Genomic DNA, 23,119 nt, shown 5'->3' with positions numbered 1-23,119 from the left:
AGAATGAATGCACGCGAACCCGCTTTCGTTTCCCAGTCCCGCAGCGCGCGCCTGCGCCAGATGCTCGTCAGCAGCGAACTTGAATTCATGATGGAGGCGCATAACGGCCTGTCTGCGCGCATCGTTCGCGAAGCCGGCTTCAAGGCGATCTGGGGCTCGGGCCTCGCGATTTCCGCGCAGTTCGGGGTGCGCGACAACAACGAGGCGAGCTGGACCCAAGTGGTCGATACGCTCGAATTCATGGCCGACGCGAGCGATCTGCCGATCCTGCTCGACGGCGACACCGGCTACGGCAATTTCAACAACGTGCGCCGCCTCGTGCGCAAGCTCGAACAGCGCGGCATCGCGGGCGTGTGCATCGAGGACAAGCAGTTTCCGAAGACCAACAGCTTCATCAACGGCGAGGCCCAGCCGCTTGCCGATATCGACGAATTCTGCGGCAAGATCAAGGCCGGCAAGGATTCGCAGAACGACGAGCATTTCTCGATCGTCGCGCGCGTCGAGGCGCTGATCGCGGGCTGGGGCATGGACGAGGCGCTGCGCCGTGCCGAAGCATACGCGCAGGCCGGCGCGGATGCGATCCTGATTCACAGCAAGCTGTCGCGCCCCGACGAGATTCTCGAATTCGCGCGCGAATGGGCCGGCCGCGCGCCGCTCGTGATCGTGCCGACCAAGTACTACAGCACGCCGACCGAGGTGTTCCGCGAAGCGGGCATCAGCACCGTGATCTGGGCGAACCATCTGATCCGCGCGGCGACCTCGGCGATGCAGGCGGTCGCGAAGGAAATCCATGCGAGCGAGACGCTCGTCAACGTCGATGACAGCGTCGCGACGGTCAATGAAATCTTCCGTTTGCAGGACGCCGACGAATACTCGGAGGCGGAAGACCGTTATCTGTCGAGCGGCCGTGCGGCCGGCTCGGCGGTCGTGCTCGCCGCGAGCCGCGGCAAGGGGCTGGAGGCGCTCACCGGGGATCGCCCGAAGGTGATGCTGCCGCTCGCCGGCAAACCGCTGCTGCGCTGGCTCGTCGACGCGTTCAAGAAGCAGGGCGTCAACGACATCACCGTGGTTGGCGGCTATCGCGCCGACGCGATCGATACCGCGGGCATCCGCCTCGTCGTCAATGAGCAGTATGCGCAGGCCGGCGAGCTTGCGTCGCTCGCGTGCGCGCTCGATCCGGGCGCGCCGCCCAAACAGAGCGGCGACACGGTCATTTCGTACGGCGACCTGCTGTTTCGCAGCTACATCCTGCGCGACCTGGTGGAAAGCGAGGCGGCGTTCAGCGTGGTCGTCGATTCGTCGCTGACCGACGCGGAAAACGCCAGCGTGCGTGATTTCGCGTGGTGCTCGGCCGCCGATGACCGCGGTCTGTTCGGCAATAAGATCGTGCTGCGGCATGTCGCGAGCGGGCGGGAGCAGTCGTCGGCGGCGAGCGCCGCGGAACCGCCGCATGGTCGCTGGGTGGGCCTGCTGAATGTGCGCGGCGCGGGCCGCGAGCGTCTGCGGGCGGTCATGCGCGAGTTGCAGACGCGCGACGATTTCGCGTCGCTCGACATGCCCGCGCTGCTGAACGCGCTGATCGAAGCGGGCGAGTCGATCGAGGTGCAATATGTGCACGGCCACTGGCGCGGCGTCAACGATCTCGACGATTTCCGTCGCGCGGGCGACTTCGCGCACACCCAGGCGCCGTTCGCGACAGCCGTCGGCGGCGGGTCGACAACGAACGATGCACACGGAGGCCCGCAATGATCGAAGCAGCACAGTTCGTCGAGGCGGCGCGCGAGCGCGGTTTCGACTGGTATGCGGGCGTGCCGTGCTCGTATCTGACGCCGTTCATCAACTACGTGTTGCAGGACGCGTCGCTGCACTATGTGTCGGCGGCCAACGAGGGCGACGCGGTCGCGCTGATCGCCGGCGTCACGCTCGGCGCGAAGCACGGCCGGCGCGGCATCACGATGATGCAGAACTCGGGGCTCGGCAACGCGGTCAGCCCGTTGACGTCGCTGACGTGGACCTTCCGTCTGCCGCAACTGCTGATCGTCACGTGGCGCGGCCAGCCCGGCGTTCCGGACGAGCCGCAGCACGCGCTGATGGGCCCGATCACGCCGGCCATGCTCGACACCATGGACATTCCATGGGAGACCTTTCCGACCGAGGCCGACGCGATCGGCCCGGCGCTCGATCGCGCAATCGCGCACATGGACGCAACCGGCCGCCCGTACGCGCTCGTGATGCAGAAGGGCAGCGTCGCGCCGTTCGAACTGAAGGACGGCGGCGCGCCCACGCGGCGCACGCCGGTCGAACCTCGCGCGCGCTTGCGCGAGCTCGCCACGAACCCGCTCGCGACGCGCCGCGACGCGCTGCAAAAGGTGATCGCGCATACGCCGCTCGACTCGACGGTGGTGCTCGCGTCGACCGGCTTTTGCGGTCGCGAACTCTATGCGATCGACGATCGCGCCAACCAGTTGTATATGGTCGGCTCGATGGGCTGCGTGACGCCGTTTGCGCTCGGCCTCGCGCTCGCGCGCCCCGACCTGCGCGTGGTCGCGCTCGACGGCGACGGCGCCGCGCTGATGCGCATGGGCGTATTCGCGACGCTCGGCGCGTACGGTCCGTCGAACCTCACGCACGTGCTGCTCGATAACGGCGCGCACGATTCGACCGGCGGCCAGGCGACGGTGTCGGCGCAGGTGTCGTTCGCGGGCGTGGCGGCTGCGTGCGGTTACGCGTCGGCGGTGGAGAGCGACGATCCGGCCGTCATCGACGAGCTGTTCGCCGCGCCGCCGCTCGACGGGCCACGGTTCGCCTCCCTCGCGATTCGCCGCGGCACGCCCGACGGCCTGCCGCGCCCGACCATCACGCCGCCCGATGTGAAGACGCGCCTGATGCGCCACATCGGCGCGATCTGAACCCCATGCCCGAAGGAGCGCCCATGCTGCTGCTCAATCCCGGCCCGGTGACGCTCACCGAACGTGTCCGCAACAGCCTGTTGCAGACGGATCTCTGCCATCGCGAGAGCGAGTTTTTCGACCTCCAGGAAGAGGCGCGCACGCGTCTCGTCGACGTGTACGGGCTCGACCCGAACGAATGGCAGGCCGTGCTGATGACGGGCTCCGGCACAGCTGCCGTCGAAAGCATGACGGCCGCGCTGGTGCCGCGCGACGGCAAGCTGCTCGTCGTCGAAAACGGCGTGTACGGCGAGCGCATCGCGCAGATCGCGACGCAATACGGGATCGCGCACGAAGCGCTGAAGCACGACTGGATGGACGCGCCCGATCTCGAGAAGATCGCGCGACACCTCGACGCGGACAAGTCGTTCACGCACGTTGCGGTGATTCATCATGAAACCACCACCGGCCGCCTGAACGACATCGCGGCGCTCGGCGCGCTGTGTCGCGAGCGCGGCCTGCGTCTGCTCGTGGACGGCGTCAGCAGCTTCGGCGCCGAACCGATCGATTTCGCGGACGCGAGCCTCGACGCGCTCGCCGCGACCGCCAACAAGTGCCTGCATGGCGTGCCCGGCGCGTCGTTCGTGCTGGTGCGGCGCGCGGCGCTCGCGCGCGCGGCGAGCCGCACCTACTACCTCGATCTCGTGCGGCTCGCGCGCTTGCAGGACCAGCGCAACACGCCGTTCACGCCGTCGGTGCACGCGTATTACGCGCTCGTCGAGGCGCTGCGTGAGCTCGCCGACGAAGGTGGCTGGCGCGCGCGTCACGCGGGCTACGCGGCGCTCGCCGAGCAGGTGCGCGCCGGGTTGGCGGCGCGCGGCATCGGCAGCGTGTTGCCTGCTGCGCAGTCGTCGGTGGTGTTGCGCGCGTACCGCTTGCCCAACGGTCTCGCGTATGCGCAACTGCACGACGCGCTGAAAGCGCGTGGCTTTGTGATCTATGCGGGGCAGGGCGGGCTGTCGGCGGAACTGTTCCGCATCTCGACGATGGGCAACATTGGCGCGGCCGATATCGACCGCCTGCTGCAGGGCTTCAGCGACTTGATGCGTTGATGCGGCCGCGGCGCGATGCGGTTGCGTCGCCCGCGGCTTCTCACACCGGATCCTTGTCCGGCGGTCCGTCGGGCCGCTGCGGCTCCTCGACATGATGCCCCGGCGACGGCGGCACCAGCGGATCGGCTTCCGGGTCGCGGTTCGGATCGGCGTTCGGGTCGGGAATCGGACTGGTGTGCATGGCGTAGCTCATTGCGTCACTGCTGCGGTTGAAATGCGCGAGTCCGGCGAGGCGGCTGTTACCGCCGATGCCCGCCGCCGCGTCGGTTATCTGTCTTCAAGCCTAGGCGTTCGACGCGCTTCCTGCTCGCTCCTTTTTGCTATTTTCTCGCGCGTTTGCGGCCGACGCTGAGCTGCCAGTAGCGCTCGGTCGCGAATACGTCGTCGTAATTGCCGGCGCCGAACGCGCGCAACTGGCTGGCGTACGCGTTGACCGCTTCGCGTTTGAGATGCGCGCGGCGCTGCACGTCGATCGTGTGGCCGGCGCTCGGCGTGGCCGGCGTCGCGACGATGCCGCGCTGCGCGAGATCGGCGAGCCGCGCCTGCACCGCGCCGGGCGTGAGCCGGTGAATCGCTTCCTCGTAACCGAACCAGTTCAGATGCGTGAGCCGCGGCAGGATCTCGCAGCACGCTTCGAACACGCGCGCGTGATCGTCGTGATGCAGGCCGAGCGGCATCAGCAGCGTGTTCGCGGTCGTGCGGTAAATCGTTTCCTCGAGCGCGGCCGCCATCTGATCGATCGACGGCGAATCGGCGTACTGACTGTCGCGGAACGGCATGCGCAGCGGAATCGCGTCGAGCACTTCGAGCGCGCGGTTGTCTTCGACCGTGCGTTCGTGGACCGCTTCATGCGCGTTCGCGAAGCCCGCTTTTTCGTCCCAGTCCGTGTGCATGTCGTGTTCGGGCGGCGCGGCGAACACGGTGCAGACGGCGGCGTCGGGATGCGCGGCGAGCAAGGCGCCGCAACTGAAGACGGCGTCGTCGAAGTGGGGCGAGACGATGAACAGGCGTGGGTTGGTTTCGCTCATGGGCTTGCGTGTGGAGGCGAAGTAAGCGTGGCGTCACCTCAGCTTAGGCGCAATCGGCCAGCCTTGCGCGCGAAACTTGCAACGGCTAGAGCGTGCGCAAATCCTCCGGCGTGTCCACGTCGCGCAAAATGCCGGGATCGTCGACGTCGATGCGCGTCAGCGCGTGCGAACTCAGCAGCGCTTTCGCGCCGGTGTCGCCGTCCAGCGCGAGCAGCGCGTCGCGATGCCCGCTGCCGAAGCCGACCGGATGGCCGCGCTGGCCGTCGTAGAACGGCGCGACGAGCGGCGCGCCGTTGCCGAGCGCGCGCGCTACCGCTTCGATGGTCGGCAGCGCGATGCGCGGCATGTCGGCGAGCGCGACGATCCAGCCTTCGGCGTCGTCGCTCGCGTCGATGCCGGCGGCGAGGCTCGAACCCATGCCGCGCCCGGCGCTCGCCGCAAACACGACGTCGCAGCCGGCATCGTTCAGCGCGCGGGCGAGCGCGTCGGAACCCGGCCGCACTACGGCGACCACCCGCGTCACGACCCGCAGCAGCCGATGCGCGGCTTCATGCGCAACCGGCGTGCCGTCGGGCAGCGGTGCGAGCAGTTTGTTGCGCAGCCCGTGCGGATCGAAGCGCGAGCCGACACCGGCGGCGAGCAACACGCCGGTGGCGAGCGAGGCGTAGGCCATCGGCGGATACCGGTAGACAGGAATGCCTCCGATTGTGCGATGCAACGAGGCGGGAGGCAAGCGGCAATCAAGCTGTCTTCCCGCCCGTTCAAGTCGGCACCACCTTGTCCAGCGTGATCGGCAGATCGCGCACCCGCACGCCGGTCGCGTGATACACCGCGTTCGCGACCGCCGCCACGACGGCCGTGATGCCGATCTCGCCGATACCGCGCACGCCGAGCGAGTTGATATACGGATCGGGCCGGTCGATGAACGTGATGTCGAACGTGCCGATATCGGCGTTCACCGGCACGTGATACTCGGCGAGGTTCGCGTTCGTGAAGCGTCCGTAGCGCGCATCGAGCGTGCTCTCCTCCTGCAGCGCCGCGCCGATGCCCCACACGATGCCGCCCATCATCTGGCTGCGCGCGGTCTTCAGATTCAGCACCCGGCCGACGTCGTACACCGCGACCACGCGCGGCACCCGGATCGTGCCGAGTTCGGCATCGACGTGGACCTCGACGAACACCGCGCCGAACGAGTGGAACGAGTACTTCTGCTTTTCGTCGCCGGGCTTCACGGTCGCGATCGCCTCGATCGGCTTGCCGCCCGAGCGCGCGATGATCGCCGCGGCCGGATCGCGTTTGTCGGGTTGCGAGCGGCTCACCACCCAGCCGCTTTCGACGGTGACGTCGCCGAGCGGCAAGCCATGCACGGGCGACGCCGCGTCGGCGAGCGCCAGCGCGATCAGCTGGCTACGCGCCTGGCTCGCCGCATCGCGTACGGCGGGCGACACGCTCGCCGCCGACTGCGAGCCGCCCGAGACCGGTGCGCGCGGCAGCGACGAATCGCCGAGCGCGAAGTGGATCTGCTCGGGCGTGAAGCCGAGCGCATCGGCGGCGACCTGAGTCATCACCGTATAGGTGCCGGTGCCGATGTCCTGCGTGCCCGATGCGACCACCGCGGTGCCGTCCGGCAGAATCTGCGCCAGCGCGGACGCCTCGCTGCGGTTAGCCGGATAGGTCGCGGTCGCCATGCCCATGCCGATCAGCGTGTTGCCCTCGCGCATCGAACGTGGCGCGTGCGGGCGGCGCGACCAGCCGAACTTCTCGGCGCCGATCTGATAGCACTCGCGCAGCGACTTGCCCGACCACGGCTTGTGCTCCTGTGGATCGGTGTCCGCATAGTTCTTCAGGCGCAGCGCGAGCGGGTCCATCTTCAGCGCGACGGCGAGTTCGTCCATCGCCGATTCGAGCGCGAACGAGCCGGTGGTCTCGCCCGGGGCGCGCATGAAGGTCGGCGTGCCGACATTGAGCGGCACGAGCCGATGCGTCGTCACCTGATTGGGCACCGCGTACAGCATGCGGGTGACCATGCAGCAGGTCTCGGTCCAATCTTCGATCATCGACGTGTTCGAGATGCTGTCGTGGCGCATTGCGGTCAGCGTGCCGTCGTGCCGGGCCGCGATCACGAAGTGCTGCTCGGTGCGCGGCCGCGCGCCGACCGGGCCGAACATTTGCGGCCGTTCGAGCGCGAGCCGCACGGGCCGCCCGGTTTGCCGCGCGGCCATCGCGCACAGCGACACGTGCGACCACGACGAACCCTTGCAGCCGAAGCCGCCGCCGATCAGCGGCGAGATCACGCGCACGTCGGACACCGGAATGCCGAGGGTCTTCGCGACCGCCTGCGCGGTGCCGCTCACGCCCTGGGTCGAATCGTAGAGCGTCAGTTGCGGGCCGTCCCAGCGCGCCATCGTCGCGTGCGGCTCCATCGGGTTGTGATGCTCGATCGGCGTCGTGTAAGTGACGTCGATATGCACATCGCCGCTTTGCATGCCGTCTTCGAAGCTGCCGCGCTGGGTGTCGGTTTGGCGGCCTTGCGGCCTGTCCGGCGCGTGCGCGTGCGCTTTGGCCTGCGTGAAGTCGAGCGTCGCGACGCCCGGCTGATAGGCGATGCGCAACTGGCGCGCGGCATCGGCCGCATGCTCGAGCGTATCGGCGACGACTACCGCGACCGGCTCGTTGCTGTAATGCACTTCGTTGTCCTGCAGAAGCGACAGATGCCTGCCGGCCGGCGGCGCGAGCGCGGGCCTTCCACCATTCGGCAGGCGCGGCGCGTTCCGGTACGTCATCACGAGCAGCACGCCAGGCAGGGCCTCGGCGCGGCTCGCATCGATCGACGCGATGGTGCCGGCCGCGATCGTGCTGGTCACGAGCACCGCATGCGCGAGTCGCGCCTCGGGGAATTCGGCTGCATAACGTGCGTCGCCGGTCACCTTCAGCAGACCGTCGACGCGATCGAGCGGTTGTCCGATCAGATTCATGCGACACCTCCTGCATAACCGGCGGCCTGATTGACCGCCCGCACGATCGCGCGTTGCGCGAGCCGGACCTTGAAGGCGTTGTCGCGGCGCGGCTGCGCGCCGCTCAACGCGGCCGCGGCGGCGTTCTTCAGCGTGGCCTGGCTGAGCGGTTGGCCACTCAGCATCTGCTCGGCCGCGTACGCGCGCCATGGTTTGTGCGCGACGCCGCCGAGCGCGATGCGCGCACTCTGCACGCGCTCGCCGTCCATCCGCAACGCGGCGGCGACCGATACCAGCGCGAACGCGTAACTGGCGCGGTCACGCACCTTCAGATAGTGCGAATGCGCGCTGAAAAGCGGCGGCGGCAGATCGACAGCCGTGATCAGCTCGCCGGGCTGCAACGTGGTATCGACGTCGGGCCGGTCGCCGGGAAGGCGGTGGAAATCGGCGAACGCGATCGTGCGCTCGCCGCTGGGGCCGCTCACGCGCACCAGCGCATCGAGCGCGGCCAGCGCGACGCTCATGTCCGACGGATTGACCGCGATGCATTGCGGGCTCGCGCCGAGGATCGCGTGCATGCGGTTGTGGCCGTCGAGCGCCGCGCAGCCGCTGCCGGGCATGCGCTTGTTGCACTGCATGAACGCGGTGTCGTAGAAGTAGCCGCAGCGGGTGCGTTGCAACAGATTGCCGCCGACCGTCGCCATGTTGCGCAACTGCGCGGACGCGCCCGCGAGCAGCGCCTGCGACAACAGCGGGTACTGCTCGCGCACCAGCGCGTGATTGGCCGCGTCGCTGTTGCGCACCAGCGCACCGATGCGGATGCCGCCGCCGGGCAGTGACGCCACCGAATCGAGGCCGCCGATGTGCGTGATATCGATGAGCCGCACCGGCCGGGCGACGCCGCCCTTCATCAGATCGAGCAGATTCGTGCCGCCGCCGATGAAGACCGCGCCGGGCTGCTGCGCGGCGCGTACCGCCCCGGCGACGTCGCCAGCGCGTTCGTACGAGATCGCATCCATGTCGGTCTCCGGTCAGGCGTTGTCGTGCGCGGCGCGCACCGCGGCGACGATGTTCGCGTACGCGCCGCAGCGGCAGATGTTGCCGCTCATGCGTTCGCGAATTTCGTCGTCGGTGAGCGCGGCGGGACGCGCGCGCACGTCGGCGCTCACGATGCTCGCGGTGCCGTTGCGGAATTCGCTGAGCAGGGCGGTCGCCGAGCACAATTGGCCGGGCGTGCAGTAGCCGCACTGGAACGCATCGTGTTCGATGAACGCGCGCTGGATCGGACTCAACGCGACGTTGCTCGCGAGTCCCTCGACGGTCGTGATGTTCTCGCCCTCATGCATGACCGCGAGCGTCAGGCACGAGTTGATGCGGCGGCCGTCGACCAGCACCGTGCAGGCGCCGCATTGACCGCGGTCGCAGCCTTTCTTCGTGCCCATCAGTCCTGCGTATTCGCGCAATGCGTCGAGCAGTGTCACGCGCGGCTCGAGCTGCAGCGTGTACGCGCGGCCGTTGACGCTTAATGTGACGGGGCGCGGCGGCACGGGATGGCTTTGCGGCGCGGGCGAGGCCGCGGCCGGCGCTTGCGTTTGGGCGCGCAGATGCGGCGCCGCACCGATCGTCGCGGCGGCTGCCGCCGATTGCAGGAAGCGCCGACGTGAAAGTTGTGAAGGCGTGGTGGTGCGTTCGGGGTTTGACTCTGGAGCGGGGGCGTCCCCGCCATGCTGACAGTCTGTAGGCGTGGTCATGACGATCTGTTGACTCCATTGAAAGGTCAATGCAGGCTGACGACGCGTCGATGTCCAACGCATCGCGTTGAAACAGAACTACGGCGAGCAATTTCGATGCCGTTGCAGCTACAACGGTATGAAAAACTCGCTGCAAGCGCAAAGCCGATCTGCGCAATAACGGCACGTCAATATGCGCAATGAACACCGGAAAGTAGTGCGGCGGGGGCGGGTATAGCGACTGCTAGTGTCGTTTGCTGCGGCGCTCGGTGCTGGCACGAACGCCGCGCCAACGTGGCCAACCGTTGCATTCTGATCGGAGAGCCGATGCAATTCGACTACAGGCATTTCCATATCGATTGCCGCGCGCATCACGCGGAGGACGGTGCCTACTACGCGCGCGCGAAGATCACGCGCGTGCCGCGGCGCAACGAGCCTTTCGTGTCGCACGATTCGGGCGATATCGACAGCTTCGCCAACGAAGCCGATGCGATCAGTTGCGCGCGCACCTGGGCCATCGAATGGTGCGACGTCGCAGCGCAATAGACGCGAACCGGAACCGAATCAGGCCGCGAGGGAGGCTCGACTATGGCGAAGCTGCGCATTGCGACGTTCAACATCAACGGTATCCGTTCGCGCCTCGCGGCGCTGTTGCAATGGCTCGAGCGCGAGGCGCCGGATGTCGTGTGCCTGCAGGAACTGAAGGCGGTCGATAGCGCGTTTCCAGTCGACGCATTGCGCGAGGCCGGTTATGGCGCCGTGTGGCAAGGCCAGAGCGCATGGAACGGCGTGGCGATTCTCGCCAAAGGCGATGCGCCGCTGGAACGGCGGCGCAGTCTGCCCGGTTTCGAAGACGACACGCATAGCCGTTACATCGAGGCCGCGGTCGGCGGCGTGCTGATCGTGTGTCTGTACTTGCCGAACGGCAATCCGCAGCCCGGCCCCAAGTTCGACTACAAGCTAGCGTGGTTCGATCACCTGATCGCGCACGCGGCGCAGCTCTACCAGAGCGGCCACCCGGTCGTGATCGCGGGCGACTTCAACGTCGTGCCGACCGACGAAGACATCTACAACCCGCGCTCATGGCTCAAGGACGCGCTGCTGCAGCCTGAGAGCCGCGAGCGTTATCGCAAGCTGCTCGCGCAAGGCTGGACCGATGCGCTGCGCACGCATTTCGGCGAGCAGCGCGTGTACACGTTCTGGGATTATTTCCGCCGTCATTGGGACACCAATTCGGGGCTGCGCATCGATCATCTGCTGCTGAGCGCCGATCTCGCGCCGCGCCTGCGCGATGCGGGCGTCGACCGCTGGGTGCGGGGCGAGCCGCATGCGAGCGACCATGCGCCGACGTGGATCGACCTGGAGATGGGCGCGGACCGCAGAAGGAAGAGCGGCTAGCGAAGCAGCGGGCGATCCGCTTACGGCCGATCGCCCGCTCATGCGACCGCTTGTGTGACTGCTCGCGCGATCGCTTCGTGCTTCGAATCGGCGCCTTCGCTCCCGGCGCCGTGCCTGCATCAGTCGTAGTCGCGACCGCCGCGCGACCACAGCGCGCCCATCACGAACCCGGCGAGTGCGACGACGGCCAGCGTCGTGAACGGGTTTTCGGCCGTCGCGTCGCGCACGAGGCTCGTCGTATTCGCGCATAACTGCTGCGCCTTGCCGCTCAATTCGCGCGCCTTGCCCGCCACCTGTTCGCTGGTGTCGCCCAATGCGTCGCCGACCGCGCTTTGCACCTTACCTGCGACCTCCTTTACCGTGCCTGCCGCTGAATTCGTGTTCATATGCGTCGCTCCCGTTGTCATATTTACGTGCGCGCGTGCTGCAATTGCAACGCGCCCGCACAAGGGCGCTGCGCAAGCCGCGCCGCTGCGGCGTCGGCCCGCGTCAGTGACGAAAAGGGGTGCAAGAAGTGCGCCCGGGCCTGGAATCTCAGCGCCGGCGCCTGAAATTGATGCCGACGAACACGGCCAGCAGCATCAGAAACCCGCCGAACAGCAGCGCCGCATTGACGAGTACCCGGCGCAGCCCGAGCGTGTCGACATCGATGAATGGATACGGATAAAAGTCCGACAGGCTGCCGCGCCAGAAGGTGATGCCGAGATAGGCGAGCGGATAGACGAGCCACAGCAGACAGTGGCGCAACCGCAAATGAAAGCGCGGCACGAACAGCACCCAGTACAGCGCGGCGAGCATCGGCAGCACACTGTGCAGCGACTCGTTGAGCAGGCGCCGGTAGGGCGACAGCGGCCACAGCCCGCGCAACAGCACGTTGTACGCAATGCCGACGAACACCATGTACGCGACGACCGCGGTGACGACCGTCGGCTGCCGAAAAAAGCGCACGAGCGGCGTGCGGTGCTTGCACAGCGTGATGCACGTGAAGCAGAACGCGCTGGCGAGCACCGTCAGATTGGTCAGGTAGCTGCTCATGCGCGCGAGCGCGTCGAACACGGTGAGCCCGCGCGCGAGCGTGCGATCGATCGTCAGGTCGGCTTGCGCGAGGATCGCTAGCCACGCGATGAGCGCAATGAGCGCCGCCAACGTCAACGACGGCACACTGGGCGTATGCAGCGGGAGCTCGGGCTCGCGCTGTGGAACGGGGGTAGGGCGCATGCGCTCGATTCTACGCGCGGCCATGCCGGGTGCGCGCGGAGTCGCGTCGGGTGCGTCGTCACGCATCGGCGCGCGCTTCGCGCAGCGTGACGAAACGCAGATGCCGCTCGCGCGCCGCTTCGATCACGCTCGGCAGCACCGCGAGAATCAGTGGCTGGCCTTCGATGGTCAGCGCGGCACTGCCATCGTGCAGCAACAGGATGTCGCGTGCGGCGAGACCAGCGAGCAGACGCCGTGCGACCACGTGAGGATCGCGCTCACGCGTATCGTAGCCGCGCCGCGTCCAGGCCGCGAGACGCAGATCGAGCTTGCGCAGCACCGGCTCCAGAAACAGATTGCGCAGGCCCGCGGGCGCGCGGAAGAACATCGGCCGCGCGCCGCTGACGGTTTCGAGCGTGCGTTGCGCGGCGGTGATCTCGCGCGTCAACGCGCGCGGAAACGTGATCGAAAACGTATGCACGTGCAGCTGCGAATGGTTTTCGAGCGCATGCCCGCGAGCGACGATCTCACGCGCGAGCTGCGGGTAACGCTCGACCTTCGAACCGATGCAGAAGAACGTCGCGCGCACGCCGAACGCGTCGAGCAGATCGAGGACTTGGGGCGTGACGATGGGATCGGGACCGTCGTCGATGGTCAGCGCGATCGCATCCGCGTTGCGCGGGCTCGCGGGCAGGCGGGTCCAGTTGGGTCCGAGCAGCGTCGTGCGCGGCAACAGCCCGATGATCGTGAAGAGCGCGTGGTTCGCGAGGATAGCGGCGAGCCACCACGGCCACGCGGCCGGCGCGACGGCCACGCCGATCAGCACGATCACGTGCCAGCCGATCGTGCCGTTGAGCAGTGCGGAGTTGCGGCTACGCGGCCAGCGGCGCGGCGGGTTCGGGCATTCATTCATCAAACGTGCTTCCGTTACGCCTTCCTCCGTCCCGGGAAGGCTGTGAATCTTGCGCGATGCGCAAGCGCGAACGATACCACCGTTGCGATCGTCGACGCGCCCGCGTTCGGTGGCCACGTAGTCGATGAAAGCGCGCTGAAAGACGTCGCGCGGTTTGCGATCGCCGATTCGCTGTTGTATGGTGCGGGGCGAAAAGCGGCGCGCATGGTGATGGCGATCGAACCGGTCGCCGCAAAAAGCGCGCGCCGAAACCTAACACAACGGGAGAGGCGTGATGTCGGAAACAGCAAACGGAAAAGTGGCACTGGTGACGGGCGCGGGCAGCGGCATCGGCCGCGCGTGCGCACTCACGCTCGCGCAGCATGGCTATCGCGTGGTGCTCGCCGGACGCCGCCAGGCCGCGCTCGATGCGGTCGCGCAGGAAGCCCAGGCGCTGCGCGGCGACGCACTCGCGGTAGCGTGCGACGTGACCGACGCCGAGAGCGTCGCCGCGTTGTTCGACACGATCCGCGCGCGCTTCGGCCGGCTCGACGTGCTGTTCAACAACGCCGGACGCAACGGCTCGCCCGTCGATCTCGACGAAGTCAGCATCGACGAATGGCGCTCCATCGTCGATACCAATCTGAACGGCGTGTTCCTGTGCACGCGCGCGGCCTTCGGCTTGATGAAGACGCAGAATCCGCGCGGTGGCCGCATCATCAACAATGGCTCGATCTCCGCGCACGCGCCGCGCCCGAACAGCGCCGCGTACACGGCGACCAAACACGCCATTACGGGACTCACGAAAGCGGTGTCGCTCGACGGCCGCAAGTACGACATCGTGTGCGGGCAGATCGACATCGGCAACGCGGCGACCGAGATGGCCGCGCGGATGGCGCGCGGTGTGCCCCAGGCGAACGGCGAGATCGCGGTCGAGCCGCTGATGGACGTGCAGCATGTCGCCGACGCGGTGCTGCAGATGGCGAACCTGCCGCTGTCGGCGAACGTGCAGTTCATGACGATCATGGCGAGCAAGATGCCGTTCGTCGGGCGCGGTTGAGCGGCGCGCCGCACCGCGAGGGGAGGCGGCGCGGGCTCGCGCGTTCAACTTATACTGGACGCTCCACCGCCTTTCCACGCAAAAGCCACGCGCCGTGCCCCGAGCCACACCCAGCGACGACCCGCCGCCGCAGCCGCCCGCGCGGCCCGATCTCGACGACTGCTGTCATAGCGGCTGCACGCAGTGTGTGTTCGATCTCTACGACGAAGCGCTCGAACGCTACGAGCTCGCGCTAGCTGCGTGGCAGCAGCGGCAGGCACACAAGGCGCGGCCAGCGCGGCGAGCGGACGCGAAGGGCGCGAAATCGGAGCCGCAAGCCGACGCGCCTCGCTCGACGCCGGCGCGCGGCAAACCGCGCCCCCGCCGCTGATTCACGCATGCTCTTGCACCGTCCCCGACATGACCGACCTTCAGCTCACGCCGACCGAACCCTTGGACGACCCGCACACGCTCGACGATCTGCATCGCTTCGTGCAGCGTCATCCACGCCTGTTCGTGCTGACCGGCGCGGGCATCAGCACCGACTCCGGCATCCCCGGCTATCGCGACGACAACGGCGCATGGAAGCGCTCGCCGCCGATCACGCTGCAGGAGTTCCTCGGCACGCTCGCGATGCGTCAGCGCTACTGGGCGCGCAGCATGGTCGGCTGGCCGCTCGTCGCGCGCGCGCAGCCGAATGCCGCGCATGTCGCGCTCGCGCGGCTCGAAGCGGCCGGTCACGTGCCGACACTGGTCACGCAGAACGTCGACGGTTTGCATCAGCGCGCGGGCAGCCGCGACGTCATCGAGTTGCATGGCGGTATCGACGGCGTGAGCTGTCTGAACTGCGGCATGCAGCATTCGCGCGCGCAGATCCAGCAGACGCTCGAAGCCGATAACCCCGCGCTGCTCGACGTCACGGCCGAAGCCGCGGCCGATGGCGACGCGCATCTCGCGTGGCACGATCTCGGCGGCTTTCGCGTGCCGGCATGCTCGAACTGCGGCGGGCTGCTGAAGCCGTCGGTGGTGTTCTTCGGCGAGAACGTGCCGAAGGCGCGCGTCGAAGCGGCCTCGCATGCGCTCGATGCCGCCGACGCGGTGCTCGTGGCCGGCTCGTCGCTGATGGTGTATTCCGGCTACCGCTTCTGCGTCTGGGCGCAGCGCCAGGGCAAACCGATCGCGGCGATCAACCTCGGCCGCACGCGCGCCGATCCGCTGCTGTCGCTGAAGGTGGCCGCGCCGTGCGGCGATACCTTGAGCGCGCTCGCCGGTCGGCTGGCTGGCGATTGAAATGAGTACATCGTGAGTACATCGCGCACGTCACCTTCAACACTCAAAAGCAACACGCGAGGCCGACCATGACCGACGCCCGGCAACATTCGCCATCCGCCGAACGCAATCGCGAACCGATCCTCGCCGTGCTGCGAGATGCGCTGCCGGCCGGCGGCCACGTGCTCGAAATCGCGAGCGGCACCGGCGAGCACGCGATCTGGTTCGCCGGCGCGCTACCGGGCCTCGACTGGCAGCCGAGCGATGCCGACGCGGCTGCGCGAGCATCGATTGCCGCGTGGACCGCGCACACCGGGCTCGCGAACGTGCGCGCGCCGCTCGCGCTCGACGTGCATCAGGCGGACTGGGGCGTCGATGCGCTCGACGCGGTGGTCTGCATCAACATGATCCACATCTCGCCGTGGAGCGCGGCGCAGGCACTGTTCGATGGCGCCGGGCGGCGGCTCGTCGACGGCGGCGTGTTGTTTCTGTATGGTCCTTACCGGCGCGGCGGCGCGCAGACGGCGCCGAGCAACGAAGCGTTCGATCAATGGTTGAAGAGTCGCGATCCGGAATGGGGCGTGCGCGACATGGAAGCGGTCGTCGCGCTCGGCGACGCGGCGGGGCTCACCTGCGAGCGGGTGGTCGCGATGCCCGCCAATAACTTCAGTCTGGTGTTCATCAAGCGGGCAGGGTAGCGGGTACATCGACGGGCCGCGTATTCGTCCATGCGGTCCGCCAAACCTCAGTCCGATCCAAAACCGAACCCGCCGCCCGCGCGGCGACGCGCGCACAATATCTGTCGCCACGCGCGAACAGGAGTGCGGCACGAGCACGGGCAGCCGCGTCCTTGCCGGCCATCAAGCGGCAAGCGCGCATTTCTTTTATCCTTTCACCCTCGACGCCGCGCCAGTGTTTTTGCAGCGCGGCGACACGACATTTTTTGGACTCTGGAGAATTCAAATGGGCAAACAGGCAATCGGCGTGGTCGGGCTGGCGGTCATGGGCCGCAATCTGGCGCTCAACATCGAGAGCCGCGGCCATGCGGTGTCGGTTTATAACCGTAGCCGCGCGAAAACCGACGAACTCATCGCCGAATATCCGGACCGCAAACTGGTGCCGGCTTTCACGCTGGAAGAGTTCGTCGACTCGCTCGAAAAGCCGCGCCGCATTCTGCTGATGGTCAAGGCCGGCGAGCCGACCGACGCGACCATTGCCTCGCTCAAGCCGCTGCTCGACAAGGGCGACATCCTGATCGACGGCGGCAACACGCATTTCACCGACACGATCCGCCGCAACCAGGAACTCGCGAAGGCGGGTCTGCATTTCATCGGCACGGGCGTGTCGGGCGGCGAGGAAGGCGCGCTGAAAGGCCCGTCGATCATGCCGGGCGGCCAGCGCGACGCGTACGACCTCGTCGCGCCGATCCTCACCGAGATCGCCGCGAAGGCGCCCGACGGCGAGCCCTGCGTCGCGTACATGGGACCGGACGGCGCGGGCCACTTCGTGAAGATGGTGCACAACGGCATCGAGTACGGCGATATGCAGTTGATCGCGGAAAGCTACGCGGTGCTGAAGCAGGTCGTCGGCTTGTCCAACGAGGAACTCGGCAAGGTGTACACCGAGTGGAACCAAGGCGAACTCGACAGCTACCTGATCGAAATCACGTCGAAGATTTTCGGCAAGAAGGACGACGAAACCGGCAAGGACCTCGTCGACGTGATCCTCGACCGTGCGGCGCAGAAGGGCACGGGCAAGTGGACCAGCCAGAACGCGCTCGACCTTGGCGCGCCGCTGCCGCTGATCACCGAAGCGGTGTTCGCGCGCGTGCTGTCGTCGCTGAAGACCCAGCGCGTGGCCGCGAGCAAGCTGCTCGAAGGTCCGCTGGCCAAGCCGCTCGAAGGCGCAAAGGAGGCGTTCATCGAATCGGTGCGCCGCGCGTTGTACTTCAGCAAGGTGATCTCATACGCGCAAGGCTTTGCGCAGTTGCGCGCCGCGTCGGAAGAGTACAAGTGGGATCTCGACTACGGCACGATCGCGAAAATCTTCCGGGCGGGCTGCATCATCCGCGCGCGCTTCCTGCAAAAGATCACCGACGCCTACTCGACGGACAAGGTGCTCGCGAACCTGCTGCTCGATCCATACTTCCGCGACATCGCGAAGAACTACCAGGCGGCGCTGCGCGAAGTCGTGGTGGCCGCGATCAACGCGGGTGTGCCGGTGCCGGCGTTCGCGTCGGCGATCGCGTATTTCGACGCGTACCGCTCGGAGCGTCTGCCCGCGAACCTCGTGCAGGCGCAACGCGACTTCTTCGGCGCGCATACGTTCGAACGCATCGACAAGCCGGGCAGCTTCCACGCACAGTGGAGTTGAGGGTTTCGAGGGTTTGAAAAACGGCCCGGCGCGCCATGGTCATAGGGCGTGCCGGGCCGTTTCTTCGTCTGGACCCGCATCTATAGGTTTAAAAAGCCCGGTCGACTATTGCGATAGGAACAATAGACTTTCGCTGACTTAAGGGTTTACCCTAGGTCACGACACCTCTACACTTGTTTTCAACCGCTGAGGGAAAAGCAGAAACCCGAAGCGCATCACAACAAGTCATTTGGAGGTTAATCATGAAGACTCTGATTTCCGCAGTTGCTATCGCCGTCGCCCTCGTTGTTCCGGTCGCTTCGTTCGCTCAAGCCAGCCAGCCGGTGACCCGCGCTCAAGTTCGCGCTGAACTGGTTCAACTCGAAAAAGCGGGCTACAACCCGACCGCTGACGACGCAACCTACCCGGCGAACATCCAGGCAGCGCAAGCCCGCGTCGATGCGCAACACGGCACGGACACCAGCGGCTACGGCGCTCCGGCTGTCGGCACCTCGCAAGCGGGCCACGCTGCCCTTCCCGCGAAGGCCGATCGCAACTCGGTGTACTTCGGCGGCTAATCGCAGTAGAAGTGTGCAGGTGCAGTGGGTAGTTGTAGTCTGCAGGGACGCCGCGTCGGGAAATAGCCCGAATGCGGCGGGCAAGAAAAAACGCCATCCAGTTCAACGGATGGCGTTTTGTCGTTTACAGGTCCCGTTGTGCGGCGGTTTCGCGTCAATGCAGCGTTCGCTGCCGCCGGCCGATGTCATCGAACAGCTCGCGGCTCGGCTCCAGCGCGAGCAGCCACGATTCGTCGTAGCCGCTCAGGTTGTCGAGCGCATCGCGCAGCCGCTCGATCGCCACCGCGGGCAGCTCGACGCTCGCCTCGACCCCGCTCGACAGCCTTGCGATGCTCGCCAGTTGCACGAGCGCATCGGCGGCCTCGGCGACGTCGGCGGCAAAGACCAGATGTGTGTTCAGCAGTTCGACGAGGCCCGGAGACGCGGCGACATCGTCGACGTTCAGTTGCACGGCCAGAAAAGTGGCTTTATTCATCCTCGATTCCTCCCAGAATCCCGACGGTGTGGTGAGCTCCGCGCGGCTTGACTGAGTATAGGCGATGGTCGATTGCCTGCAACGATCGGGCGAATCCGCCGCACCGGCTCGCTTGCGAAGTGCCGCGAGCCGCGCGACCTATAATAGGGCCAGCCGCGCCAGCGCCGTCGCCCGTGGGCAGACGGCGCTGGTCGCGTGGTCCGCGCGCTTGCCAATTGCTCATCGACCATGAAGATCATTCGCAGCAGAAGCTTTACTCCGTCGCGTGCCTGGGGCGCGCTCGAGATCGCGAACATGAACGGCATCACCACGCGTTTGCATTGGACCGACCAGCCGTACAAGTGGCACGTGAACGACGGCGAGGAGGTGTTTGCCGTGCTCGACGGGCGCGTCGAGATGCGCTATCGCGAAGACGGCATCGAACGCTCGACGGTGCTCGAAACGGGCGACGTGTTCTATGCGTCGGTCGGCACCGAGCACGTCGCTCATCCGCTGGGCGCGGCTCGCGTGCTCGTCGTCGAAACGCAGGGTAGCGTCTGAAGATGACGGCACGACAATTGCTATCGCGTCGATTGAACCGGGTTGAGACACACGTCGAGGAAAACCAAATGACACAACAATGGCAGCCGACGGGGATCCGCCTCCTGATGGCGGCGGTGCTCGGCGTGCTGATCGCCGGCTGCACGACGATGCCGTGGGAAAGCACGCCGTTCTACAGCACCGCGCCGTCGGGCACGACCAGCCTCGCGACGGTCCCGGTGCCCGCCGGCTACTACCGCGTGAATCCGGGCGATACCCTCTCCGGCATCGCTTCGGCGTATGGACGCAGCGCCCAGGAAATCGCCGCGTGGAACGGCTTGCCGGTCAACGCGGCGGTCGCGCCTGGCCAGGTGCTGCGCGTTTCGCCGCCGATGATCTCCGGCAGCGTGGTCGCGCCGCCGGCTGCGGTGGCGCCAGCCGCGCCGGGCGCGACCGCGAACCTGCCGCCGGGCGCCGTACCCGGTGCGCCGGTCGGCGCGGCCGCGCCGCAGCAGGGCATGCTTGAGTGGCCGTTGCGCGGACCGATCCTGCGCACGTTCTCGCCGGGCAAATCCAACGGCATCGTGATCGGCGGGCAACCCGGCGATCCGGTCAAGGCCGCGGCGACCGGCCGGGTGGTTTACGCGGGCAGCGGCATCGAAGCCTATGGCCCGCTCATCATCATCAAGCACAACGATTCGCTGATCACCGCGTACGGCCAGAACAGCCAGCTGCTCGTCAAGGAAGGCGACGCGGTCGCGCAAGGGCAGACGATCGGCGAGGTCGGTGTCGATAGCCGCGGCGTCGCGTCGATCCAGTTCGAAGTGCGCCAGAACGGCCAGCCGGTCGATCCGCTCCAGTGGCTGCCGAAGCCTGGCGGCTGAGCGTCCCGGTCGCGTCCGTCGACTCATCGCAGCGCGAGCGGCTGCCTTCCGGCGAGGCGCCGATTTTCGGCGCCGTCTGAATTGAAATACACTGTGTGGCTCGTTTGCCGGCGCGTGAGCGTTCCTTGCGGAGCGCACGCGGCCGGTTGCTTTACAGCCTGTCATTCATGGACGCACAGGGACACACAATGATCGATTTGCGCAGCGATACCGTTACCCGTCCGACTCCGCCGATGCTCGCGGCGATGTCGGCGGCCGAAGTCGGCGACGATGTCTGGGGCGACGACCCCACCGTATTGCGTCTGCAGGCCACGCTGGCCGAGCGCACCGGCAAGGAAGCGGGGCTGTTCTTCCCGAGCGGCACGCAAAGCAACCTCGCCGCGTTGATGGCGCACTGCGCGCGCGGCGACGAATACATCGTCGGCCAGCTCGCGCACACCTATAAATATGAGGGCGGCGGCGCGGCGGTGCTCGGCAGCATCCAGCCACAGCCGCTCGAAAACGCCGCCGACGGTTCGATCCCGCTCGAGAAGATCGCCGCCGCGATCAAGCCGATCGACGATCACTTCGCGCGCTCGCGGCTGCTCACGCTGGAAAACACGATCGGCGGCAAGGTGCTGCCCGCGCAGTACGTTACCGAGGCGACGCAGCTCGCGCGTGAGCGCGGCCTCGCGACCCACCTCGACGGCGCGCGCGTGTTCAACGCGGCGGTCGCGGCGGGCAAGCCGGTCGCGACGCTCGCCGAGCCATTCGATTCGGTGTCGATCTGCTTTTCGAAGGGACTGGGCGCGCCGGTCGGCTCGGTGCTGGTCGGCAGCCGCGCGCTGATCGACGTCGCGCATCGCTGGCGCAAGGTGCTCGGCGGCGGCATGCGCCAGGCGGGTGTGCTCGCGGCGGCGTGCCTGTACGCGCTCGATCACAACGTCGAGCGTCTCGCCGACGACCACGCGAACGCCGCGCATCTGGCGGCGGGGTTGCAGACGATCGAGCAGGTGAAGATGCAGTCGGTCGCCACGAACATGGTGTTCGCGCAGTTTCCGCAGCAGCATTGCGCGCCGCTCGAGGCGTGGCTCAAGGAGCGCGGCATCCTCACGCAGATGCTGTATGCGTCGCGCTTCGTTACGCACATGGACGTGTCGCGCGGCGATATCGACACCTTCATTGCCGCGGTGAAGGGCTATTTCGCGGCACGTTGATCGCGACGCATGGGTCGTAAGCGAGGCGGCTCGCGTGGTTGCCGCCTCGTCTTCCCGCACTGGCTTCAACTCGTGCGCGCTCGTTCGAGGCGCGCTTCATTCGGGCTTCATCCCTGGCTCACGCGCCGTCCGGCGCATATCTCACTTGACCGCCGCTTTCGCCTGCACGCCCGCGCGATGCGACGGCGCGAGCAGCCGCAAGCCGCTCGCTAGGCTCGCCGCGCCGGCGAAGAACGCGCCGAGGCCGAGCGCGAGCGTCGGCCCATGCTGGCGGCCGGCAATGCCGAAGCACAGCGCGACCAGGGCCGCGCCGGTCGCCTGTCCGAGCAGCCGAGCGGTCGCCACGATGCCGCTCGCGCCGCCGCTGCGCTCCGGCGGCGCGCTCGCCATCAGCGCCTTCAGATTCGGTGACTGGAAAAAGCCGAAACCCGCGCCGCAGATCGCCATACGGATGCCGATGTCGAGCACGTGCGGATGGGCGGGCAGCATCGCCAGCGAGGCCATCCCCGCCGACAGCACCGCGAGCCCGATCGCGCCGAGCAGCCCCGGCGGGTAGCGGTCCGACAGGCCGCCCGCGAGCGGCGCGGCGAGCGCGACCACGACGGGCCACGGCGTCATCAGGAAGCCGGTTTCGACCTGGCTGCGCAGCAGCACGTCCTCGAAATAGAACGGCAGCGACACGAACGCGAGGCCCTGCGCGGCGAACGAGCACACGGCCGTCACCGCCGACAGCGCGAACACCGGCCGCTTGAACAGATCGACAGGCAGCATCGGCGCGGGGTGGCCCGCCTCACGGCGGACCAGCAGCAGCCCGAACCCGCCGGCGATCGCCGCGGCGGTGAGCACGATCTGCATCGACGCGCGTTGCGCCGCCTCACCGAGCGCGAAGATCAGCGCGGCGAACGTGACCACGTTGAGCAGCGCCGCCACCGGATCGAGCGGGTGCCGGCTCTGCGCGGTATGCGGCAGCGCAGGCATCGCGAAGCTCAGCGCGAGTACACCGAGCGGCACGTTGACCGCGAACAGCCACGGCCACGTCGCGACCGACAGAATCAGCGACGCCACCGTCGGCCCGACCGCGAACGACACGCCGACGATCAGCGCATTGGTGCCAAGCCCGCGACCCAGCCGATGCGGCGGGTACAGATAGCGGATCAGCGCGGTGTTGACGCTCATGATCGCGCTGGCGCCCAAGCCCTGCACGATGCGCGCGGCGGCGAGCAGCGGCAGCGTCGGCGCCATCGCGCAGCCGAGCGAGCTCAGCGTGAACAGCGCGATGCCGCCGATATAGATGCGCCGATGTCCGACGATATCGCCGAGCGCGGCGAGCGGCAGCAGCGTCGCGACCATCGCGAGCTGATATGCGTTGATGATCCAGACCGAGGCGGCCGGCGCCGCGTGCAGGTCGCCGGCGATCGCGGGCAGCGCGGTGTTGGCGATGGCGGTATCGAGCGTGGCGAGCGCGACGGCGAGCATGATCGCGGCCATCGCGCGGCGGTTGGCGGCCGACATCGGGCCGTCGGCGGGGAGAATCGGCGTGGGGACGCCGACGGCGGGGCTGAGCTTATCGGACAAGGCGTGGCTCGTGGGGTTGGGCATGCCGGTGTC

Annotated in this window: 25 protein-coding genes; 14 read left to right on the top strand and 11 right to left on the bottom strand. The window is 67.5% G+C overall.

Annotation, left to right across the window (positions count from 1 at the left end; translation table 11 throughout):
- Positions 1-3 precede the first annotated feature (3 nt).
- From aepX to BJG93_RS25800, 3 genes are read left to right on the top strand one after another with little or no spacing between them, the layout of a single operon-like run.
- Positions 4-1,749, top strand: coding sequence for a phosphoenolpyruvate mutase (gene aepX / locus BJG93_RS25810; RefSeq protein ID WP_027194158.1), 1,746 nt, complete (start codon positions 4-6; stop codon positions 1,747-1,749).
- Entirely contained in the window at positions 1,746-2,909 is a 1,164-nt protein-coding gene (gene aepY, locus BJG93_RS25805; RefSeq protein ID WP_027194157.1) for a phosphonopyruvate decarboxylase, read from the top strand. Before aepX ends, aepY begins: the two co-directional genes overlap by 4 nt.
- Before the next feature lie 23 nt (positions 2,910-2,932).
- Positions 2,933-4,000, top strand: a complete 1,068-nt coding sequence (locus BJG93_RS25800; protein ID WP_027194156.1) for a 2-aminoethylphosphonate aminotransferase — start codon at positions 2,933-2,935, stop codon at positions 3,998-4,000.
- A 40-nt stretch (positions 4,001-4,040) separates the two neighbouring features.
- On the opposite strand, the gene BJG93_RS25795 is transcribed toward BJG93_RS25800, so the two are convergent.
- From BJG93_RS25795 to BJG93_RS25770, 6 genes are all read right to left on the bottom strand, one after another.
- Positions 4,041-4,193, bottom strand: coding sequence for a hypothetical protein (locus tag BJG93_RS25795; protein WP_167544165.1), 153 nt, complete (start codon positions 4,191-4,193; stop codon positions 4,041-4,043).
- A gap of 127 nt (positions 4,194-4,320) precedes the next feature.
- Positions 4,321-5,028 carry a PIG-L deacetylase family protein gene (locus tag BJG93_RS25790; protein ID WP_027194155.1) on the bottom strand — a complete coding sequence of 236 codons (708 nt, stop codon included), beginning with the start codon at positions 5,026-5,028 and terminating at the stop codon, positions 4,321-4,323.
- An 85-nt stretch (positions 5,029-5,113) separates the two neighbouring features.
- Entirely contained in the window at positions 5,114-5,701 is a 588-nt protein-coding gene (locus BJG93_RS25785; protein WP_027194154.1) for a nucleotidyltransferase family protein, read from the bottom strand.
- Positions 5,702-5,789: 88 nt separating this feature from the next.
- Positions 5,790-8,003 (bottom strand): xanthine dehydrogenase family protein molybdopterin-binding subunit, encoded by a 2,214-nt coding sequence (locus BJG93_RS25780; RefSeq protein ID WP_027194153.1) that lies wholly within the window; start codon positions 8,001-8,003, stop codon positions 5,790-5,792.
- Positions 8,000-9,001: an FAD binding domain-containing protein gene (locus tag BJG93_RS25775; RefSeq protein WP_027194152.1), complete on the bottom strand. Its 1,002-nt coding sequence runs from the start codon at positions 8,999-9,001 to the stop codon at positions 8,000-8,002. The genes BJG93_RS25780 and BJG93_RS25775 overlap by 4 nt, the downstream gene beginning before the upstream one ends.
- Before the next feature lie 12 nt (positions 9,002-9,013).
- Positions 9,014-9,733, bottom strand: coding sequence for a (2Fe-2S)-binding protein (locus BJG93_RS25770; RefSeq protein ID WP_027194151.1), 720 nt, complete (start codon positions 9,731-9,733; stop codon positions 9,014-9,016).
- A gap of 306 nt (positions 9,734-10,039) precedes the next feature.
- On the opposite strand from BJG93_RS25770, the gene BJG93_RS25765 reads away from it, so the two are divergent.
- Both BJG93_RS25765 and BJG93_RS25760 read left to right on the top strand, forming a co-directional pair.
- Positions 10,040-10,258 carry a hypothetical protein gene (locus BJG93_RS25765; RefSeq protein WP_027194150.1) on the top strand — a complete coding sequence of 73 codons (219 nt, stop codon included), beginning with the start codon at positions 10,040-10,042 and terminating at the stop codon, positions 10,256-10,258.
- A gap of 42 nt (positions 10,259-10,300) precedes the next feature.
- Positions 10,301-11,110: an exodeoxyribonuclease III gene (locus BJG93_RS25760; RefSeq protein WP_027194149.1), complete on the top strand. Its 810-nt coding sequence runs from the start codon at positions 10,301-10,303 to the stop codon at positions 11,108-11,110.
- Positions 11,111-11,229: 119 nt separating this feature from the next.
- Here the strand turns inward: BJG93_RS25760 and BJG93_RS25755 are convergent, their stop codons facing one another.
- The 3 genes from BJG93_RS25755 to BJG93_RS25745 form a co-directional block, all read right to left on the bottom strand.
- A complete protein-coding gene (locus BJG93_RS25755; RefSeq protein WP_027194148.1) occupies positions 11,230-11,496 on the bottom strand; it encodes a CsbD family protein in 267 nt (88 codons plus the stop codon).
- A 148-nt stretch (positions 11,497-11,644) separates the two neighbouring features.
- Positions 11,645-12,328: a Pr6Pr family membrane protein gene (locus tag BJG93_RS25750; RefSeq protein ID WP_027194147.1), complete on the bottom strand. Its 684-nt coding sequence runs from the start codon at positions 12,326-12,328 to the stop codon at positions 11,645-11,647.
- 58 nt (positions 12,329-12,386) lie between these two features.
- The gene (locus BJG93_RS25745; RefSeq protein ID WP_027194146.1) at positions 12,387-13,220 is read right to left on the bottom strand and encodes a polysaccharide deacetylase family protein; all 834 of its coding nucleotides are present in this window, start codon (positions 13,218-13,220) and stop codon (positions 12,387-12,389) included.
- A gap of 274 nt (positions 13,221-13,494) precedes the next feature.
- Here BJG93_RS25745 and BJG93_RS25740 point away from each other — a divergent pair, with 274 nt between their 5' ends.
- The 6 genes from BJG93_RS25740 (at position 13,495) to BJG93_RS25715 (ending at position 18,437) form a co-directional block, all read left to right on the top strand.
- Positions 13,495-14,259 carry an SDR family oxidoreductase gene (locus tag BJG93_RS25740; protein WP_027194145.1) on the top strand — a complete coding sequence of 255 codons (765 nt, stop codon included), beginning with the start codon at positions 13,495-13,497 and terminating at the stop codon, positions 14,257-14,259.
- A 94-nt stretch (positions 14,260-14,353) separates the two neighbouring features.
- The gene (locus BJG93_RS25735) at positions 14,354-14,629 is read left to right on the top strand and encodes an oxidoreductase-like domain-containing protein (RefSeq protein WP_027194144.1); all 276 of its coding nucleotides are present in this window, start codon (positions 14,354-14,356) and stop codon (positions 14,627-14,629) included.
- Between the two features lie 29 nt (positions 14,630-14,658).
- Positions 14,659-15,528 carry an NAD-dependent protein deacetylase gene (locus BJG93_RS25730; RefSeq protein ID WP_027194143.1) on the top strand — a complete coding sequence of 290 codons (870 nt, stop codon included), beginning with the start codon at positions 14,659-14,661 and terminating at the stop codon, positions 15,526-15,528.
- 68 nt (positions 15,529-15,596) lie between these two features.
- Complete coding sequence (locus tag BJG93_RS25725; protein WP_027194142.1) at positions 15,597-16,205, top strand: DUF938 domain-containing protein; 609 nt, start codon at positions 15,597-15,599, stop codon at positions 16,203-16,205.
- A gap of 265 nt (positions 16,206-16,470) precedes the next feature.
- Positions 16,471-17,880: an NADP-dependent phosphogluconate dehydrogenase gene (gene gndA, locus BJG93_RS25720; protein ID WP_027194141.1), complete on the top strand. Its 1,410-nt coding sequence runs from the start codon at positions 16,471-16,473 to the stop codon at positions 17,878-17,880.
- 242 nt (positions 17,881-18,122) lie between these two features.
- Positions 18,123-18,437 carry a DUF4148 domain-containing protein gene (locus tag BJG93_RS25715; RefSeq protein WP_027194140.1) on the top strand — a complete coding sequence of 105 codons (315 nt, stop codon included), beginning with the start codon at positions 18,123-18,125 and terminating at the stop codon, positions 18,435-18,437.
- Between the two features lie 154 nt (positions 18,438-18,591).
- On the opposite strand, the gene BJG93_RS25710 is transcribed toward BJG93_RS25715, so the two are convergent.
- A complete protein-coding gene (locus BJG93_RS25710) occupies positions 18,592-18,912 on the bottom strand; it encodes a hypothetical protein (protein WP_027194139.1) in 321 nt (106 codons plus the stop codon).
- 228 nt (positions 18,913-19,140) lie between these two features.
- Here BJG93_RS25710 and BJG93_RS25705 point away from each other — a divergent pair, with 228 nt between their 5' ends.
- The 3 genes from BJG93_RS25705 (at position 19,141) to ltaE (ending at position 21,511) form a co-directional block, all read left to right on the top strand.
- Positions 19,141-19,452: a cupin domain-containing protein gene (locus BJG93_RS25705; RefSeq protein ID WP_027194138.1), complete on the top strand. Its 312-nt coding sequence runs from the start codon at positions 19,141-19,143 to the stop codon at positions 19,450-19,452.
- 68 nt (positions 19,453-19,520) lie between these two features.
- Positions 19,521-20,315: a peptidoglycan DD-metalloendopeptidase family protein gene (locus BJG93_RS25700; protein ID WP_071336608.1), complete on the top strand. Its 795-nt coding sequence runs from the start codon at positions 19,521-19,523 to the stop codon at positions 20,313-20,315.
- A gap of 188 nt (positions 20,316-20,503) precedes the next feature.
- A complete protein-coding gene (gene ltaE / locus BJG93_RS25695) occupies positions 20,504-21,511 on the top strand; it encodes a low-specificity L-threonine aldolase (protein ID WP_027194137.1) in 1,008 nt (335 codons plus the stop codon).
- Positions 21,512-21,652: 141 nt separating this feature from the next.
- On the opposite strand, the gene BJG93_RS25690 is transcribed toward ltaE, so the two are convergent.
- Positions 21,653-23,023, bottom strand: coding sequence for an MFS transporter (locus tag BJG93_RS25690; RefSeq protein WP_174566129.1), 1,371 nt, complete (start codon positions 23,021-23,023; stop codon positions 21,653-21,655).
- Positions 23,024-23,119: the final 96 nt, after the last annotated feature.

The organism is Paraburkholderia sprentiae WSM5005 (assembly GCF_001865575.2).
In the GTDB taxonomy this organism is placed as follows: Bacteria; Pseudomonadota; Gammaproteobacteria; order Burkholderiales; family Burkholderiaceae; genus Paraburkholderia; species Paraburkholderia sprentiae.
Note: the sequence above shows the minus strand (reverse complement) of the source record. Positions and strands in the feature narration are given on the sequence as shown.

Coding starts and splice junctions, on each gene's coding strand:
- aepX (WP_027194158.1), top strand. CDS start 4: ATGAATGCACGCGAACCCGCTTTCGTTTCCCAGTCCCGCAGCGCGCGC.
- aepY (WP_027194157.1), top strand. CDS start 1,746: ATGATCGAAGCAGCACAGTTCGTCGAGGCGGCGCGCGAGCGCGGTTTC.
- BJG93_RS25800 (WP_027194156.1), top strand. CDS start 2,933: ATGCTGCTGCTCAATCCCGGCCCGGTGACGCTCACCGAACGTGTCCGC.
- BJG93_RS25795 (WP_167544165.1), bottom strand. CDS start 4,193: ATGAGCTACGCCATGCACACCAGTCCGATTCCCGACCCGAACGCCGAT.
- BJG93_RS25790 (WP_027194155.1), bottom strand. CDS start 5,028: ATGAGCGAAACCAACCCACGCCTGTTCATCGTCTCGCCCCACTTCGAC.
- BJG93_RS25785 (WP_027194154.1), bottom strand. CDS start 5,701: ATGGCCTACGCCTCGCTCGCCACCGGCGTGTTGCTCGCCGCCGGTGTC.
- BJG93_RS25780 (WP_027194153.1), bottom strand. CDS start 8,003: ATGAATCTGATCGGACAACCGCTCGATCGCGTCGACGGTCTGCTGAAG.
- BJG93_RS25775 (WP_027194152.1), bottom strand. CDS start 9,001: ATGGATGCGATCTCGTACGAACGCGCTGGCGACGTCGCCGGGGCGGTA.
- BJG93_RS25770 (WP_027194151.1), bottom strand. CDS start 9,733: ATGACCACGCCTACAGACTGTCAGCATGGCGGGGACGCCCCCGCTCCA.
- BJG93_RS25765 (WP_027194150.1), top strand. CDS start 10,040: ATGCAATTCGACTACAGGCATTTCCATATCGATTGCCGCGCGCATCAC.
- BJG93_RS25760 (WP_027194149.1), top strand. CDS start 10,301: ATGGCGAAGCTGCGCATTGCGACGTTCAACATCAACGGTATCCGTTCG.
- BJG93_RS25755 (WP_027194148.1), bottom strand. CDS start 11,496: ATGAACACGAATTCAGCGGCAGGCACGGTAAAGGAGGTCGCAGGTAAG.
- BJG93_RS25750 (WP_027194147.1), bottom strand. CDS start 12,328: ATGCGCCCTACCCCCGTTCCACAGCGCGAGCCCGAGCTCCCGCTGCAT.
- BJG93_RS25745 (WP_027194146.1), bottom strand. CDS start 13,220: ATGAATGAATGCCCGAACCCGCCGCGCCGCTGGCCGCGTAGCCGCAAC.
- BJG93_RS25740 (WP_027194145.1), top strand. CDS start 13,495: ATGTCGGAAACAGCAAACGGAAAAGTGGCACTGGTGACGGGCGCGGGC.
- BJG93_RS25730 (WP_027194143.1), top strand. CDS start 14,659: ATGACCGACCTTCAGCTCACGCCGACCGAACCCTTGGACGACCCGCAC.
- BJG93_RS25725 (WP_027194142.1), top strand. CDS start 15,597: ATGACCGACGCCCGGCAACATTCGCCATCCGCCGAACGCAATCGCGAA.
- gndA (WP_027194141.1), top strand. CDS start 16,471: ATGGGCAAACAGGCAATCGGCGTGGTCGGGCTGGCGGTCATGGGCCGC.
- BJG93_RS25715 (WP_027194140.1), top strand. CDS start 18,123: ATGAAGACTCTGATTTCCGCAGTTGCTATCGCCGTCGCCCTCGTTGTT.
- BJG93_RS25710 (WP_027194139.1), bottom strand. CDS start 18,912: ATGAATAAAGCCACTTTTCTGGCCGTGCAACTGAACGTCGACGATGTC.
- BJG93_RS25705 (WP_027194138.1), top strand. CDS start 19,141: ATGAAGATCATTCGCAGCAGAAGCTTTACTCCGTCGCGTGCCTGGGGC.
- BJG93_RS25700 (WP_071336608.1), top strand. CDS start 19,521: ATGACACAACAATGGCAGCCGACGGGGATCCGCCTCCTGATGGCGGCG.
- ltaE (WP_027194137.1), top strand. CDS start 20,504: ATGATCGATTTGCGCAGCGATACCGTTACCCGTCCGACTCCGCCGATG.
- BJG93_RS25690 (WP_174566129.1), bottom strand. CDS start 23,023: ATGTCGGCCGCCAACCGCCGCGCGATGGCCGCGATCATGCTCGCCGTC.